Origin of the sequence: uncultured Sulfitobacter sp. (genome assembly GCF_947500075.1) — a bacterium.
Classification (GTDB): domain Bacteria; phylum Pseudomonadota; class Alphaproteobacteria; order Rhodobacterales; family Rhodobacteraceae; genus Sulfitobacter.
In genome coordinates this window covers 151,682-166,757 of the sequence record NZ_CANMQS010000007.1, presented here as the reverse complement: position 1 = coordinate 166,757, position 15,076 = coordinate 151,682, and the positions used below count along the sequence as shown (strand labels likewise).

The 15,076-nt window shown below is 61.3% G+C and carries 14 protein-coding genes; 11 read left to right on the top strand and 3 right to left on the bottom strand.

Annotation, left to right across the window (positions count from 1 at the left end):
• Positions 1 to 39: 39 nt before the first annotated feature.
• A complete protein-coding gene (locus tag Q1A91_RS19795) occupies positions 40 to 1,626 on the bottom strand; it encodes an ABC transporter substrate-binding protein (RefSeq protein WP_299881802.1) in 1,587 nt (528 codons plus the stop codon).
• 220 nt (positions 1,627 to 1,846) lie between these two features.
• Here Q1A91_RS19795 and Q1A91_RS19790 point away from each other — a divergent pair, with 220 nt between their 5' ends.
• From Q1A91_RS19790 to Q1A91_RS19765, 6 genes are read left to right on the top strand one after another with little or no spacing between them, the layout of a single operon-like run.
• Complete coding sequence (locus Q1A91_RS19790) at positions 1,847 to 2,359, top strand: MarR family winged helix-turn-helix transcriptional regulator (protein WP_299881800.1); 513 nt, start codon at positions 1,847 to 1,849, stop codon at positions 2,357 to 2,359.
• Positions 2,356 to 3,072 carry a creatininase family protein gene (locus Q1A91_RS19785; protein ID WP_299881799.1) on the top strand — a complete coding sequence of 239 codons (717 nt, stop codon included), beginning with the start codon at positions 2,356 to 2,358 and terminating at the stop codon, positions 3,070 to 3,072. The genes Q1A91_RS19790 and Q1A91_RS19785 overlap by 4 nt, the downstream gene beginning before the upstream one ends.
• Positions 3,065 to 4,084 (top strand): ketopantoate reductase family protein, encoded by a 1,020-nt coding sequence (locus Q1A91_RS19780; protein WP_299881796.1) that lies wholly within the window; start codon positions 3,065 to 3,067, stop codon positions 4,082 to 4,084. Before Q1A91_RS19785 ends, Q1A91_RS19780 begins: the two co-directional genes overlap by 8 nt.
• Entirely contained in the window at positions 4,081 to 4,824 is a 744-nt protein-coding gene (locus tag Q1A91_RS19775) for an SDR family oxidoreductase (protein ID WP_299881794.1), read from the top strand. The genes Q1A91_RS19780 and Q1A91_RS19775 overlap by 4 nt, the downstream gene beginning before the upstream one ends.
• A gap of 11 nt (positions 4,825 to 4,835) precedes the next feature.
• Complete coding sequence (locus Q1A91_RS19770) at positions 4,836 to 6,248, top strand: dipeptidase (RefSeq protein WP_299881792.1); 1,413 nt, start codon at positions 4,836 to 4,838, stop codon at positions 6,246 to 6,248.
• Positions 6,245 to 7,114 carry a DMT family transporter gene (locus Q1A91_RS19765; protein ID WP_299881790.1) on the top strand — a complete coding sequence of 290 codons (870 nt, stop codon included), beginning with the start codon at positions 6,245 to 6,247 and terminating at the stop codon, positions 7,112 to 7,114. Before Q1A91_RS19770 ends, Q1A91_RS19765 begins: the two co-directional genes overlap by 4 nt.
• Positions 7,115 to 7,121: 7 nt before the next feature.
• On the opposite strand, the gene Q1A91_RS19760 is transcribed toward Q1A91_RS19765, so the two are convergent.
• Entirely contained in the window at positions 7,122 to 8,015 is an 894-nt protein-coding gene (locus Q1A91_RS19760) for a LysR family transcriptional regulator (RefSeq protein WP_299881788.1), read from the bottom strand.
• 166 nt (positions 8,016 to 8,181) lie between these two features.
• Here Q1A91_RS19760 and Q1A91_RS19755 point away from each other — a divergent pair, with 166 nt between their 5' ends.
• The 5 genes from Q1A91_RS19755 to Q1A91_RS19735 all read left to right on the top strand — a co-directional run bounded on the left by Q1A91_RS19755 (position 8,182) and on the right by Q1A91_RS19735 (position 13,652).
• On the top strand, positions 8,182 to 9,225 hold the full coding sequence (locus Q1A91_RS19755) for a D-cysteine desulfhydrase (protein ID WP_299881949.1): 1,044 nt from the start codon (positions 8,182 to 8,184) through the stop codon (positions 9,223 to 9,225).
• A gap of 33 nt (positions 9,226 to 9,258) precedes the next feature.
• Entirely contained in the window at positions 9,259 to 10,221 is a 963-nt protein-coding gene (locus tag Q1A91_RS19750; protein ID WP_299881786.1) for a glycine betaine ABC transporter substrate-binding protein, read from the top strand.
• Positions 10,222 to 10,318: 97 nt separating this feature from the next.
• The gene (locus Q1A91_RS19745; protein WP_299881785.1) at positions 10,319 to 11,374 is read left to right on the top strand and encodes a glycine betaine/L-proline ABC transporter ATP-binding protein; all 1,056 of its coding nucleotides are present in this window, start codon (positions 10,319 to 10,321) and stop codon (positions 11,372 to 11,374) included.
• Positions 11,371 to 12,927 (top strand): proline/glycine betaine ABC transporter permease, encoded by a 1,557-nt coding sequence (locus tag Q1A91_RS19740; RefSeq protein WP_299881783.1) that lies wholly within the window; start codon positions 11,371 to 11,373, stop codon positions 12,925 to 12,927. The genes Q1A91_RS19745 and Q1A91_RS19740 overlap by 4 nt, the downstream gene beginning before the upstream one ends.
• Positions 12,924 to 13,652: an alpha/beta hydrolase gene (locus tag Q1A91_RS19735; protein WP_299881781.1), complete on the top strand. Its 729-nt coding sequence runs from the start codon at positions 12,924 to 12,926 to the stop codon at positions 13,650 to 13,652. The genes Q1A91_RS19740 and Q1A91_RS19735 overlap by 4 nt, the downstream gene beginning before the upstream one ends.
• A 40-nt stretch (positions 13,653 to 13,692) precedes the next feature.
• On the opposite strand, the gene Q1A91_RS19730 is transcribed toward Q1A91_RS19735, so the two are convergent.
• Entirely contained in the window at positions 13,693 to 15,075 is a 1,383-nt protein-coding gene (locus tag Q1A91_RS19730) for an amidase (RefSeq protein WP_299881779.1), read from the bottom strand.
• Between the last annotated feature and the right edge of the window lies 1 nt (position 15,076).

Sequence of the window (15,076 nt, the reverse complement as noted above, 5' to 3'; positions counted from 1 at the left end):
CGACACATCAGCCGCCCGGCCCCTTTGTCTGTTGGTCAATTAGGACGCAGGCTTGATGAAGAACGCAAGCGTGTCTTCGTCAAAGCGCGGCATGAAGTCGAGCATGCCTGCCTTTGCGCCCCACACGGTCTGAAGCTGCACCAGAGAGATATAGGCTTTGTCCGCCATGACCTTCTCCATCGCCTCTTCATAGGTGGCGCGGCGCTGGTTTGCGTCCATCATGGTGGCACCTTCCTGCAACAGCCGGTCCACGTCAGCGTTGCTGTATTCAATGCGGTTGAACGCACCCAGCTTGACGTCAGGGTTGTTGGTATGCGCCAGCCCCCCAAGGGTGTAGGACGCCTCACCCGTCAGGGTGCCCCAGCCGTTCATGAACATGGAATACTCCAGCCGCGCCTGAGCGGGGAAGTACACGGTCTTGGAGATCGCATTGACATTGGTCTTGATGCCCACCTGTGTCAGCATCTGACCCAGACCCTGACAGATCGCACCGTCACCCGGCAGACGGTCAGCGGTGCAGTAGAGATCAACTTCGAACCCATCGGCATAGCCAGCCTCAGCCAGCAGTTCCTTGGCTTTGGCGGGATTGTATTCCGGCATGGGGATGTCTTCGGAGGAGCCAAAGAAGCCAGGAGGCATCATCTGGTTGGCAGGTTTGCCCAGCCCTTCGAGGACGATGTCCACCATGGTCTGGCGGTCAATCGCGTGATCAATCGCCTGCCGGACTTTCAGGTCGCGGAATGGGTTTGCATCCAGATCGGACCCATCGATGGCGCGCACAAGGGGCGTGTCTTCGCGCTGATCCAGTTGCAGGTTCATGATGTAGACACTGTCGCCTTTGACGGCATCAATGTTCGCGTCCCGCTCCAGCGCCAGATAATCGACGGAGGAGACGTAGTTGATCACATCAACCTGGCCGGCTTTCAGCGCCGCCAGACGGGAACTGTCGTTGGGGATTTCCTTGCGGATCACCTGTTCCCACGCGCCCATGCCGCGCCAGTAGTCGTCGTTGCGTTCCAGCACCAGATCGCCCTTGGGCTCCCAGCTGACATACTTGTAAGGGCCCGTGCCCACCGTCGCAGCGCCTGAGTTGAAGCCTTCGGCGGCTGTTTCAGGGGTGGAGTAGTCCGCTGCCGCCTCGGAGGAGACGATGAATAGGCGGATGAAGTCGTTGGGCAGGGTGGCGGCCTGACCATCGGTGTTGATGTGGATAGTGTGGCTGTCGATGATGTCCACGGACGCCACGCGGCGCACATAGATGGTCGTGGTTGTCGGACCGGTCACTACCGGGATACGCTCGATGGAGAACTTCACGTCCTCGGCGTCAAAGTCGGACCCGTCGTGGAATTTCACACCCTGACGCAGCTTGAATTCCCATGTGTCTTCATCGACAGGTTCCCAGCTGGTCGCAAGGCCCGGTTCGATCTGTAGATCAGTGCCCGACCAGACCAGCGTGTCGAAGATATGCTTGGCTGCTTCGGCATGCGAGCCAAGTGCGGAGAAATGCGGATCCATCGATTCTGGTCCGCCACGCACCCCCATCGTCAGTGTCTGCGCCGACGCGGCCCCCGCCGCCGTCAGACCCAGCGCAACTGCCAGTGGTGCAAGGAATTTCCGGTAATTCATGATTTTCCCTTCCCGTTGGTGAAGAAGGCGGTATGCCCCATCCACAGTATCTTGTGTTCCATTTGGAACTTGCTTTTCCAGAATGTGCGGAGATAATGAGGCAGTCAAGTTCATTTTGGAACTCACCGGGGTGATTGAGAGGAACAGCAAAGATATGTCAGGTCCACAGACTGCCTGTGATCAAGATTTTGGCACAACCAGCGCCGGGCAAGGCCCGGATATGCTGGAGGCCAAGCTTTGGGGCAATCCGTGCCCCTTCACATTTCGGATCAACTATCTGGCGCTGTTGTATAACACGCCGCTCTATACCTGGGTGCAGGACACCTATGGGTTGAAGCGGCCGGAGTATGTGGTGCTCTATTCCTTGGCGCTGGCCGATGGAGGCAGCGCGCGGGACATTTCGCGCACCTCGGGGTTTCCCAAGAACACGCTGAGCCGCGCGATCAACCGGCTGGAGCTGATGGGGCTGATCGTAGCGCGCGACAAGGCACCGGGGGGCGGGCGCAGACAGGCGTTGCATCTGTCCACAAAGGGCTGGACCCTGTTTGAGGAAACGCGCCCGGCCTTTGAAGCGCAGGAAAAGCGGATGCTGACCGCCTTGTCGGACGGGGAGCGGCAAATGCTGTCTGAACTGATGTCCAAGGTTGTGCTGGCCGCACAGGACTGGGCAGGGGAATTGCCGTCTGAGGCCACGTCCGGTCTGCAAAGTCTGCAAGAAGGGACACCGCAATGAAAGTGGCCGACATGAACTGGCGCGATGTTGAAGCCGCCGCCGCCCGTGACCCGCGCTGTATCCTGCCCATCGGCTCCACTGAGCAACATGCGCAATTGTCGCTGTGCGTGGATATGATTTTGGCTGAACGGGTCGCGACGGAAGCCGCGGCGCCGCTGAACATTCCGGTTTTTCCGGTCATGCCCTACGGCCTTGCCCCCTATTTCAACGCCTATCCCGGCACCATTTGCCTGCGGGTGGAAACCCTGATGGCGGTGGTGCGGGACATCATCGCATCGCTGCGCCGCGCGGGGTTTCGGCAGATCCTGATCGTCAACGGACATGGTGGCAACAACCCCGTCGGCGCGCTGGGGCAGGAGTTGATGGCCGAATACGGCGATATCTCCGTCAAGTTTCACAACTGGTGGAATGCGCCTGCGACATGGGCAAAAATCCAGTCGATTGATCCAACCGGGTCGCATGCCAATTGGATGGAGAACTTTCCCTGGACCCGGCTGGCCCATGCCCCGGCCCCCGAGGGTGAAAAACCAACCGTTGATATGGCGCAGATGAAAGCCTCCCCGCCCGCGCAGGCGCGCGCGCTGCTGGGGGACGGATCATTTGGCGGGCCGTGGCAGCGGCCGGACGATGAAATGCAGGCGATCTGGGATCAGGGCGTGGCAGAAACACGCGCTGAACTGGAGGGACCCTGGGCTGACTTCGGCCATGGATGATCCGGTTCTGATCTGGGGCGCGGGCGCGATTGGCGGGATCCTTGGGGCCTATTGGGCGCGCGCCGGTGTACCGGTTCTGATGGTTGATATTGTACCCGAGCATGTCAGGGCCTGCGCCACCACCGGTCTGGTGATTGAAGGCCCGGTTGCGGCATTCACCCAAGTGGTGCCCTGCGTGACGCCGGACCAGTTGGAAGGCAGCTACAGCCGCATTGTGCTGGCCGTGAAGGCGCAGGCGACGGAGGCCGCGCTGGCGCAATTGACGCCGCATCTGGCTGAAGACGGGTATGTGCTGTCTGCGCAGAACGGGTTGAATGAACATGTGATTGCCCGCCACATCGGGGTGGCCCGCACGATGGGGGCTTTTGTGAACTACGGTGCCGACTGGATCGGTCCGGGGCGCATCCTGTTTGGCAACCGCGGCGCGGTTGTGGTGGGAGAGGCCGCAGGGCCGCCGCAAGACCGCACGGCGGGCATGCACAAGTTGTTGCAGGTGTTTGAGCCGGAGGCGGTGCTGACCGAAGACATCTGGGCGTATCTGTGGGGCAAGCTCGGCTACGGTGCGATGCTGTTTGCAACGGCCCTGACGCCGGACAGTATGACAGAGAACTTTGCCGACCCCGAACGGGGGCCCGCCCTGATGGGGCTGGCGCGGGAGGTGATGCGGACGGCGGTGGCCGAAGGGGTGGACCCCAAGCCGTTCAACGGATTTGATCCAAGTGCCTTCATGCCCGGCGCCGGGGATGCCGCAGCGCTGCGGAGCCTTGCGGATCTGGCGGCATTCAACGCCAAGACCGCCAAGACCCACACCGGTATCTACCGCGACCTTGCCGTGCGCAAACGCAAGACCGAAGTGGACCCGCAGGTGGGTGCGGTTGCGCAGATTGCGGCCGGGCACGGTATTGATGCGCCACTGCTGCACAGGCTGGTCGCGCTGATCCATGATATTGAAGAGGGCCGCCGCGAGATGTCGGTCGAGACCTTCCATGAACTGACCAAGGTGATCGGGTGAGCGCCCGTACCGCCTTGGTGACCGGCGTTGTGGGCGGTATCGGTGCGGCCATCGCCACCCGGCTGGCAGCGGACGGGGCCAAGGTTGTCGTCAGTGATCTGCGGGGTGAGGCTCTTGATGTGGCGGCGGAGCGTTTGGAGCTTCCTGCGGTGGGTGCCGATCTGGGTGATCCGGCCGCGGTCAAGGAAATGGGGCGTGAAATAGCGTTGGATCACGGCGATCCGAGCATTCTTGTGAATGCCGCAGGCGGGGTGCGCAATCAGGTGGGCACGCCGCTGGAGGATGTCGACCCTGACGCGTGGCGCAGCATCTTTGCGGTAAATGTGGATGCGTCCCTCTATCTGTCCCAAGCGCTGGTGCCTGCGATGAAAGCGGCCCATTGGGGGCGGATTGTTACCATCAGTTCCGGTGCCGGACTGCGCCCCAGTCTGACGGGTATTCATGCCTATACGGCGGCCAAACATGCGCTGGTGGGGCTGACCAAACAGCTGAGTTTAGAGCTTGGGCCGCATGGCATTACGGTCAACTCCATTGCGCCGGGATTTGTCCTATCCAACCCCGCCACCCAGCGCCAGTGGGACGCATATGGTCCGGAAGGGCAGGCCCAGCTTGTGGGTCGTATCCATACCCGCAGGCTTGGCACGCCCGAGGACATCGCCGCCGCCGCCGCGTTCCTGACGGCGCAGGAAGCCGGATGGATCAGCGGCCAGATCCTGAGCGTGGATGGCGGCATAACCTGAAGAGAGACGAAATGACCGACCCTGTTCTTGCACATGCGCTGGACCGGCAGCCGCAGTTGATCGACGCGCTCAAAGCGCTTGTTGCCTGTCCCTCCGTAGGGGCGGACCCTGCCATGGCGCAAGGGATGGAAGACGCACGGCGGATCATCGAAGCGCGGCTGGATGCGATGGGTTTCGACAGCCGGCAGCGCCTGACACCGCCGGACGGCAGCGGTCAGCCTGCGATCTATGCCGAACGGCTGGATGCGCCGGGCACGCCGACGATCCTTGTCTACGCGCATTATGACGTGCAGCCTTCTGACCCGCTGGACAAGTGGGAGACGCCACCCTTTGAGGCCACGGAACGGGACGGCAGGCTCTATGGGCGCGGGATTTCGGACGACAAGGGTCCGATGATGATTGCGCTCGACACGCTTGCGGCGTTTGTCGCGGTCGAGGGGAAATTGCCGATCAACGTCAAACTGCTGATCGAAGGGGAAGAAGAAACCGGATCTCCATCGCTGCCCGGCATTCTGGAGAGGCACCGTGATCTGCTGGCCGCCGATGCGGTACTGTCGGCGGATGGGGCGCGGTGGCGGCCTGATATCGTGGCGCTGAATGTCGGTTCGCGGGGGAATGCCGGATTTGAAGTGCGGGTACAGACTGCGGCGCAAGACCTGCACTCGGGCCGTTTCGGGGGCATCGTGGCCAATCCGCTGCATGTGCTGTCAGGGCTGATCGCGGGGCTGCATGATGCGCAGGGGCATATCACAGCGCCCGGATTCTATGACGGCGTGGCGGAGCCGACAGAGGCTGAGCGGGATGAAATTGCGGCAATCCCTTACGACGAAGACACGGCCTTTGATGCCATCGGTGCCGTGCCCCACGGCGAAGCGGGCTATTCCACGCTTGAACGGCTGTGGATGCGCCCGACGGTGGATGTGAATGGGATGTGGGGCGGCTATACCGGCGCGGGGTCCAAAACCGTGATCCCGAATGAGGCCTTTGCCAAACTGACGATGCGGCTGGTGCCGGGGCAGGACCCGGAGCGGGCCAAACAGGCGGTCATCACGCATCTCAAGGCGCAGGTGCCGCCCGGTGCCACCGTGGAGATATACGCGGATCGGGGGCAGGGTGGTGCCTATGCGGTGCCCAAAGATCACCCGCTGTTGGCGGCGGCTGTGGCTGCGCTGGAGCATACCACGGGGCAGACGCCGCTGAAGGTGCGCATCGGTGCGTCCCTGCCTCTGACCGAAATCGTCTCCCGGATTCTTGGGCTTGATACGGTCATGTTCTCATTTGCGCTGTCGGATGAGAACTTTCATGCGCCGAACGAGTTTTTCCGGCTTTCGTCCATTTCTGACGGGCTGGCGGCCTGGGTGCGCATCATGCGCCAGATCGCACAGATCGCCCCGGCAGCCTTCAAACCCTACAGACGCGGGTGACCGGCGGGGAAGCCATCAACAACCGTTACGGGGCGGTGTTGCTGGTGGCTGCTGCCGGTGTTTTCACCGCTGATGTGACAGCGCTGCGGTTTCTGGATCCGGAGGTGCCTTTTGCGCTGATCATCTTTGTCCGCTCGCTCTGCCAGCTTGTCATTGTGGCGCTTTGGATTGCGGTCAAAAACCCAACGCTTTTTGCCTCCGCCCGCTGGCCCAAGCTGATCATACGCGGGCTGACCAGCCTGATCTGCTGGTGGCTCTATTATGCAAGCTTCCTGCAACTTGATCTTGCCCTTGCCTCCACACTGACCTTCACGACCTCCCTTTTTGTCGTCGCGCTTGCGCCCTTTGTTCTGGGCGAACGGATTGGACTGACGCGCGGCCTGACCACATTGGTCGGGTTCGCAGGGGTGGTGCTGGCCAGTGGCGTGAATGGGTTCAGCGTGGCGCCGGGGGTGATCTTTGGCCTGTGTTCGGCCTTTGCAGCGGCGATCCTGATCTTTCAGAACCGGGTGCTGGCGCGCACGGATCATACCGCCACGATCATGTTCTGGATCGGGTTGGTGGCCAGTCTGGGCACTTTGCCCGGTGCGATCATTGGCTGGACCGGCGTCAGTTGGCAGGATGGTGCGCTGCTTTTGACGGCAGGGGCGCTTGGCACGCTTGGCATGTTGCTGACGGTTGAGGCCTACCGGTTTGGGGAAGTGTCGGCTTTGGCGACATTCCCTTACCTGCGCATTCTGTTCGCGGTTGTGGTTGGGTACTTCGTCTTTTCGGAAGTCGTCTCCGCCCGCGCGCTGATCGGGGCTGTGATCATTGTGGGATGTGGTTTGCTGGCCAGTGAGCACCGCCGCCCGCCGGTTGCGTAACGCCCAGCTACCGCGCGCCAACCTTCCAGACATCCAGCAATGCAACGGACATCTCATCTGTGGTGTCCGCATAGACGGCGACTTCCAGCGGCTCCTTGCCATAGCTGTTGCCCAGAGAGATAAGCTCCCCCGCTTCCACCTCCCGGTAGACCATGCTGTAGGGCAGCCAACCGATGCCGATGCCGTTCAGCACCAGCTCCTTGATCCCGCTGGAGAAAGCCGTTTCGCAGGCCGGGTTTGCGGCATGGCCTTGGGTGCCGAAGGGCCGTTCGCCTTGTTTCAGCACTTCGCCGAAGTAGCTGTTTTCGGGATAGATGACAGCGGGTGTGTTTTCCGGCAATTCCTGATTGCCTCTGACTGTGTAACGCAAGGCACCGCCCACCACCGGGATGAGGTAGTCAAATCCCCAAAGCTCCCTCCGGATGCTTTGCCCAAAGGGCAGCGGGCCTGCATTGGCGGATTCGTAGCACAGCAGCATGCTGACATCGCCGCGCAGGAAGAGCGTGACGCAATCGCGCAGGTTGCCCGCCCGCATGCGGAACCTGAGCGCCGGAAAGCTGCGTTTGGCGCGCAGGGCCATGTCAGGGAAGGTGGAGAACACCGGCGCGTGTTGTGCGGCGATCGAGATCGTGGAGCTTGCCGGGTCAAAATGCGCAATCTTGCCGCGCAGATCGCGCAGCCGTTGTACGAGGGCGCGGATTTCCGCTTCGTTGGACCGAAGGGAGGGCCGCAGTTCAACCCGGTTGGTGCCGCGGTCCAGAACGCTCACCCCCAGCCAGTCTTCAAAGCTGCGAATGCGCCGCGAAAACGCGGGCTGGGTGATGTTGCGCCGCGCGGCGGCGCGGGTCATGTTTCCTTCCTCCAGAAGGACCAACACATCGTCCAGCCATCGCATGTCCATGGTAGATCTCCCTATTGCTCATACTATTTGTATGGGCAGCCTGACGAATTGGCATTATTTTTCTGCATCTACCTTCGCCACACTTTGCCTGACCCCCATTCAAGGATGCAAATGCGTGACCGATTCTGATCAGCTTTCCGCGAGCGACGCTGGAACCTCTCCTGAAATGACACTCAGCAAGTGCAAGGACCTGTCGATTGCGCTGGCGAGATTCCCCAAGGTGCGTCTGGGTCATTTGCCGACCCCGCTGGAACCGATGGACCGTCTGAGCGAGATGCTGGGTGGCCCGCGCCTGTGGGTCAAACGCGACGATTGCACGGGGCTCTCTTCGGGCGGGAACAAGACGCGCAAGCTGGAATTCCTGATGGCGGACGCGCAAAAGCAGGGGGCGGATACGATCATCACCCAAGGGGCGACACAGTCCAACCATGCGCGCCAGACCACAGCGGCGGCGGCAAAGTTGGGGATGGCCTGCCACATCCTGCTGGAAGACCGCACCGGGTCGAATGAGCCAGATTACAATCTGAACGGCAATGTGTTGCTGGATCAATTGCACGGCGCGTCGATTTCCAAACGCGGCGGTGGGACGGATATGAATGCCGAGATGGAGGTGCTGGCCGAGAGCCTGCTTCAGGACGGCAAGGTCCCCTACATCATCCCCGGCGGCGGCTCAAACCCCATCGGCGCGCTTGGATATGTCAATTGCGCCCGTGAACTGGTGGAGCAAGCCGCAGGGATTGGCCTGAACATTGACGCGCTTGTGCACGCGACAGGCAGTTCCGGCACGCAGGCCGGGCTGGTTGCCGGTCTGGCCGCGCTGCAAAGCGACATCCATCTGCTGGGGATCGGCGTCCGGGCCCCGCAGGAAAAGCAGGAGCAGATGGTCTTTGATCTTGCCGAACGCACGGCGCAATATCTGGGCACAGGCGTTCAGATCGACCGCAGCGCGGTGCGGGCCAACTGCAACTACGTCGGCCCCGGCTACGGCCTGCCGACAGACGGCATGATCGAAGCGGTCAAGCTGCTGGCGCAGACCGAAGGCCTGCTTTTTGATCCGGTGTATTCCGGCAAGGGGCTGGACGGTCTGATTGACCAAATCCGAAAGGGCTATTTCGACGGAATGGACAATGTCGTCTTTTTGCACACGGGCGGCAGTGCAGCCCTGTTCGGCTATCCCGATACCTTTGGATTGCCGGGATATACCGACTAAAAACAAAAACGTACCAACAAGGAGAACCACCATATGTCACTTAGAAAATCACTTGTAACAGCAACCTTGCTGGCGGCACTGAGCACGCCTGCTTTTGCCGCGGAAGAAGTCAAGATCGGCGTTCCCACATGGACCGGTGCACAGGCCATTGCCCACCTTCTGGGCGCTGTGGTTGAAATGCGCATCGGCGGCACGGTTGAATATGTCCCCGGCAACAACGCCACGATCTTTCAGGCGATGGATCAGGGCAAAGGCGACATCGACGTGCACCCCGATGTCTGGCTGCCAAACCAGGAAAGCTTCACCAAGAAATACGTCGATGAAGCTGGCACCGTGACCCTGTCCTCCAACCCCTATGAGGGCAATCAGGGCTTCTGCGTGTCCAAGGATTTCGCGTCGGCCAACAATATCACCGACATTGCCGATCTGGGCCGCCCGGATGTGGCCGCATTGATGGACAGCGATGGCAACGGCAAAGGCGAGATGTGGATCGGCGCCCCCGGCTGGGCGTCGGCCAATGTGAACGAGGTCAAGACCCGTGACTATGGCCTGCTTGATTTCATTGAGCCCGTCCGGGCTGAGGAAAGCGTAAAGACCGCGCGGATCAAGGACAGCATCGCCAAGGGCGAAGGCTATGCCTTCTATTGCTACAAGCCCCACGCGGTCTGGTTCATGTTCGATGTCGAGATGCTGACCGAGCCGACTTTTGATCCTGCCAAATATACCATGATCCAGCCTTCCGATGACGCCGACTGGTATGAGAAATCCAGCGTTGCCACCAAGGATGCGCTGAAAGAGGTGCAGATCGCATGGTCCAACTCCCTTGAGGATCGGTCCCCGGCGATTGCCGAATTCTTCAGCCGCTTTTCCCTGACAGCAGATGATGTCAGTGGTTTTGCCTATGAAATCAGCGGCAAGGGCCGTGAGCCTGCCGAGGTTGCGCGCGAATGGGTTGAGGCGAACCCGGATCGCGTCGATGCGTGGCTGGGTCTTTGATCTGAACGCCCAATGACATTGCCGGGGCCCCGACCCGTTTGGGGCCCCGGCATATGGAAACACCGGCCTATCGCCCCTTTCATGGAAGTGCCCTGTTATGCGTGACGATACCGTTATTGAAATTTCAAACGTTTGGAAGATCTTTGGCGCCCGCCCCCTGGACGCGCTGCGCGCGATCCGTGAAGAGGGGCTCGACAAGCCGCAGGTCTTGGCCAAATACAATGCGGTGGTCGGCGTGGCCGACGTCAGCCTGTCCGTCAACCGGGGTGAGATCTTCTGCATCATGGGTCTGTCTGGCAGTGGGAAATCCACGCTGGTGCGCCACTTCAACCGCTTGCTCGAACCAACAGACGGCAAGATCGAGATTGAAGGGACAGACGTCATGGGTCTGGGCCCCAAAGAGCTTCAGTCCTTCCGCAATCAGAAAATCGGCATGGTGTTTCAGAATTTCGCACTGATGCCGCACCGGTCGGTGCTGGACAATGTGGCGATGCCGCTGGAAATCCGACAGGTCAGCAAGAACGACCGGATGCGGCAGGCGGCGGCGATCCTTGATATTGTGGAATTGGGTGCATGGGGCGCAAAGTTCGCCCACGAGCTGTCAGGCGGGATGCAGCAGCGGGTCGGACTGGCGCGCGCCCTGGCCGCAAACCCGGATGTGCTCTTGATGGATGAGCCGTTCAGCGCGCTTGATCCGCTCATTCGTCGTCAGTTGCAGGATGAGTTCATCCGCCTGTCGAAGATCCTCAAAAAGACCACCGTTTTCATCACCCACGACCTGGACGAAGCCGTGCGCATCGGGGACCGCATCGCGATCATGCGTGATGGCCGTCTGGTGCAGACCGGCACCGCCGAAGAGATCGTGATGAACCCCGCTGACGACTACGTCGCGGACTTCGTTGCCGGAATTTCCCGCCTGAAGGTGGTGCACGCCCATGCCGTGATGCAGCCGCTGGAGAAATATCTGGCCGAAAACGGGCCGGTGCCCGCTGATGCCCCGCGCGTGGATGGCAGTGAAACCCTGAGCACGTTGATCAATCTGGCAATCGACACCAGCGCAGGCATTCTGGTGGAGGAGAACGGCACGGATGTCGGCGTCATCACCCGCGCGGACCTGCTGCGCACCGTGATCGAAGGAACTGAAGTATCATGACTGCAACCGATGCACCGACACGGGGCGCGAACCCGCTGGAAGACACCGAAAGCGAAGCCGCACTGGCCTATGCCGCCGAAAGGCGCGAGAACATCCGCACCTTCGTGCGCACCAGCCCGGACTATTACATCGCCAATTTTGACAAGATCGGCGCGTCCTCCCGGTTCACGGCCACCTTCAACCTGATGGCGGGGCTTTTTGGCCCGGTGTGGTTCGGGGCCCGCGGGTTGTGGTCATGGGCGCTGCCGTTTCTGATCATTGAAACACTCGCCTTTGTCCAGATCGCGCGCGGTCTGTTCGGGGATCTGGCGGCGGATGCCATGGCGCGGATTGCTTCTATCGAGGGCACGCTGGAACTGCGCCGTCAGCAGCTGGCCGCTGCCATCGAAAACAACTCCGACAAGATCGACGTCTACCGGCGCACGGTGGAGTCGCTTGAGCAAACCATCGGTGGCATTCGGGCAGAGGCCGAGGCGCTCGCTGCGGAAGGTCCGACGATTGTGGTAACGGGCATTGCCTTGCTGCTGGTGGTCAAGGCCGTGCAGGCGGTTGTCGGCAACTGGGCGCTTGAGGCGCGGTTTTCGGAATGGCTGTCGGACCGCACGGTGCGCTCGGGCCTGCCGGTCACCCATATCGTGCTGAGCGCGCTTTTCATGGGCCTGATCCTGCTGGCCGCGATGCTGCACTACAGTTTTCCGGGGCGCTATTCCCTGCTCAGCGACTTTCCGACAGACCCGAACATCCGCCTGACCAGCATCAGCGGGGTAGAGGATTTCATCGCCTGGTGCGTGCGCAACAGCGAGGCATTCTTTGACGGGCTGACCATTGGCATTCGCATGCTGCTGGACGCGCTGGAAGTGGTGCTGGTGCAGACCCCCTGGGTGGTAATTGCCAGTTTGATTGTGCTGCTGACCTGGCTGACGGCGGGCATCCGCACGGCCATTTTCTCAGGCGCGTTTCTGGCCTACATGGGGCTTTTGGGCTTTTGGGAAGCGGCGATGACCACGCTGGCACTGCTGGGCACGGCGGCCTGCCTGTCGATTGTGATTGGCATCCCGCTGGGCATGTTCGCAGCGCGCAGGCCCCGGTTTTACGCTTTCATCCAGCCGATTATGGATTTCATGCAAACCATGCCTGCCTTCGTCTTCATGGTGCCGGTGATCGCCTTCTTCGGCGTTGGGAAACCTGCGGCGGTTATCGTGACGATGATCTTTGGTGGCACGCCCGTTGTCCGCCTGACCGTCCTTGGCCTGCGCGGCGTGCCGGAAAGCGTGCGCGAAGCCGCGATCTCCTTCGGGGCGAGCAAATGGTATCTGCTGACGCGGGTGGATCTGCCGCTCGCCAGCCCGTCCATCAGGGCGGGGATCAACCAGACGATCATGCTATCGCTGGCGATGGTTGTTGTGGCCTCCCTGATCGGGGCCAAAGGCTTGGGCGAAGACGTGCTGGAAGCGCTGCAATATGCAAACGTGGGGCAGGGGATTCTGGCGGGCTTTGCCATTTTGTTCTGCGCGATGATCCTGGACCGCATCGTGCAAGGGCAGCGCAAGTGATCCCTTTGGTGTTGGTCCATGGTTTCATGGGCGGTAGTGCGCAATGGGAAGCGCTCCAGAGCGATCTGGAAGGGGCGGTTGACATGATCGCAGTGGATCTGCCGGGATTTGGCGCGAACAACCATTTGCCTGCCCTGTCCAGTATCAAGGGTTTTGCCCAATGGGTTGTCGATGAGCTGCGCCGCAAAGGGGTGGAGCGCTATAATCTGCTGGGGCATTCCATGGGCGGGATGATCGCGCAGGAGATAGCCCGCCTTGACCAGGACCACATCAACCGTCTGGTTCTTTATGGCACCGGGGCCACGGGTGTCTTGCCGGGACGGTTCGAGACCATTGAGGAAAGCAAGAAGCGGGCAGAGCAAGATGGACCGACAGCAACCGCCCGGCGCATCTCGGCCACGTGGTTTCTGCAAAGGGAAGACGCATCCGGCTATGCCGGGTGTGCTGCCATCGCAGAGCAATCTGCGGCGCAAGCCATCGCGGCGGGGCTGGACGCGATGCAATCCTGGTCCGGTGTGGATTTCCTGCCCCGGATCACGCCTGAGACGCTGGTGATCTGGGGCGAAAAGGACCGCACATACCCTTGGGAGCAGACCCAGGAGCTGTCCGGCACCATCCCGAACGCGCAGCTTGCCATTATGCCGGATTGCGCCCATGCGGCTCATCTGGAGAAGCCTGATATCTTCGCGGGTTTGCTCTACGATTTTTTGCAGCCGGGGTCCTGACCCTTCGCAATGGCGCCCACCGCGCATGACAGGTCACGTCCTACAATCCGCGAAACGCGATGGCTTTTTCGAGTGCACGCGCCAAGGCCAGCACTTGCCTTTCGGCATGTGGCTTCCCGACAACCTGAGCCCCGACCGGGAGACCATTGCCATCCCGCCCGATTGGAAGGGTGACAACAGGCCAGCCCATCAGGGTTACGGGCAGGGTGAACCGTGTTAACGCATCGAAATACCCCAGCGGGCCCGCTGCCGTGTCAAACGTCTGATCATAATGCCGCACCCCACCCCGGTCTGTGGTCGGGGGCAGGTGTTTGAACGCGCAGATCCCGGTCACAGGCAGGATCAGCGCATCGACATCGGCCCAATGGGACAGGGTCTCTGCGCGGAAGCGGTCCATATCGGCCAGATTGTCCGCGTATTGGCCTGCGTCCCTGCGATAGCCTTGATGCACATGGGTCAGGAAACCGGGGGACTGTCGCGCTGCTTTCCGGTCACGGCGCAAGACCCACCGGATCAACGCAGGGATCAGAGCGCCGGTTTCGTGGCCAATGATCTCTCCGGTCATGCGGTAGACCTCAGCGGTGAAGAGCATCGACATGGGATCGGGGGCTACGGCCAGATTGGTCTGACCGAGGAGGGCCGGGAGACGCTGCCAAACGTCCAGCGTCATCCCGTCGCATGGAGCGGACGACCCAGCGGTCCAGAGCGCCACCTTTTGGGGCTGGGGGATGTCGTTTTCCTTTTCATCGGCCATCACGTCCCAGATAAACCGCAGATCCCGGACCTGTGCAGCGATTGGGCCAATACGCGCAAAATGCGCCAGCGATTGACCTTTTGGAAGCATACCGGCCGTGTTCACTGCCCCTTCCGTCGGGGTTAGCGAGGTCACGCCACACCATGCAGCAGGCAAGCGCAGCGATCCCCCCAGATCAGCGCCGATATCCAACACGCTCATACCGGAAGCGACTGCTGCCGCACCGCCACCTGAACTGCCCCCTGACGTGTATCGCGGATCGTGCGGGTTGGTGGTGGGGCCACGCCGCGTGTTGCCGGTTTGAAAGTCCATGGCATTGGGCGGCAGCGCGGTCTTGCCCGTGACCTCTGCGCCCTGTTCCTCAAGCCGCGCGATCAGCGGAGCGCTTGTGCGTTCCAGCTTTTTTGATGGTCGATCCAACCCGAACCCACGTGCCCAACCTGCGACGGCAATCTGATCCTTGACGGTAATGGGCAGGCCATTCAGCGGGCCGGAAGGCGCGTCGGGGCATGCTTCCCGCCGCGCTTCGAAGGCGTTGATTTGCGGTTCCAACGCAGCACGTTTGTGATGCAGAGCGGCATAGAGCGCTTGGCGGTTCGAAGTGTGATGGATGTCTGCCACGATCTGGCTGAGCAAGGCGGGCTGCGATGGGGGAAATGTATCGGTCATT

What these genes read in the sequence shown, in the direction of transcription:
- Q1A91_RS19755 (WP_299881949.1), top strand. Translation starts at nt 8,182, where the DNA reads ATGACACTCAGCAAGTGCAAGGACCTGTCGATTGCGCTGGCGAGATTC.
- Q1A91_RS19745 (WP_299881785.1), top strand. Translation starts at nt 10,319, where the DNA reads ATGCGTGACGATACCGTTATTGAAATTTCAAACGTTTGGAAGATCTTT.
- Q1A91_RS19780 (WP_299881796.1), top strand. Translation starts at nt 3,065, where the DNA reads ATGGATGATCCGGTTCTGATCTGGGGCGCGGGCGCGATTGGCGGGATC.
- Q1A91_RS19740 (WP_299881783.1), top strand. Translation starts at nt 11,371, where the DNA reads ATGACTGCAACCGATGCACCGACACGGGGCGCGAACCCGCTGGAAGAC.
- Q1A91_RS19790 (WP_299881800.1), top strand. Translation starts at nt 1,847, where the DNA reads ATGCTGGAGGCCAAGCTTTGGGGCAATCCGTGCCCCTTCACATTTCGG.
- Q1A91_RS19760 (WP_299881788.1), bottom strand. Translation starts at nt 8,015, where the DNA reads ATGGACATGCGATGGCTGGACGATGTGTTGGTCCTTCTGGAGGAAGGA.
- Q1A91_RS19785 (WP_299881799.1), top strand. Translation starts at nt 2,356, where the DNA reads ATGAAAGTGGCCGACATGAACTGGCGCGATGTTGAAGCCGCCGCCGCC.
- Q1A91_RS19770 (WP_299881792.1), top strand. Translation starts at nt 4,836, where the DNA reads ATGACCGACCCTGTTCTTGCACATGCGCTGGACCGGCAGCCGCAGTTG.
- Q1A91_RS19750 (WP_299881786.1), top strand. Translation starts at nt 9,259, where the DNA reads ATGTCACTTAGAAAATCACTTGTAACAGCAACCTTGCTGGCGGCACTG.
- Q1A91_RS19730 (WP_299881779.1), bottom strand. Translation starts at nt 15,075, where the DNA reads ATGACCGATACATTTCCCCCATCGCAGCCCGCCTTGCTCAGCCAGATC.
- Q1A91_RS19795 (WP_299881802.1), bottom strand. Translation starts at nt 1,626, where the DNA reads ATGAATTACCGGAAATTCCTTGCACCACTGGCAGTTGCGCTGGGTCTG.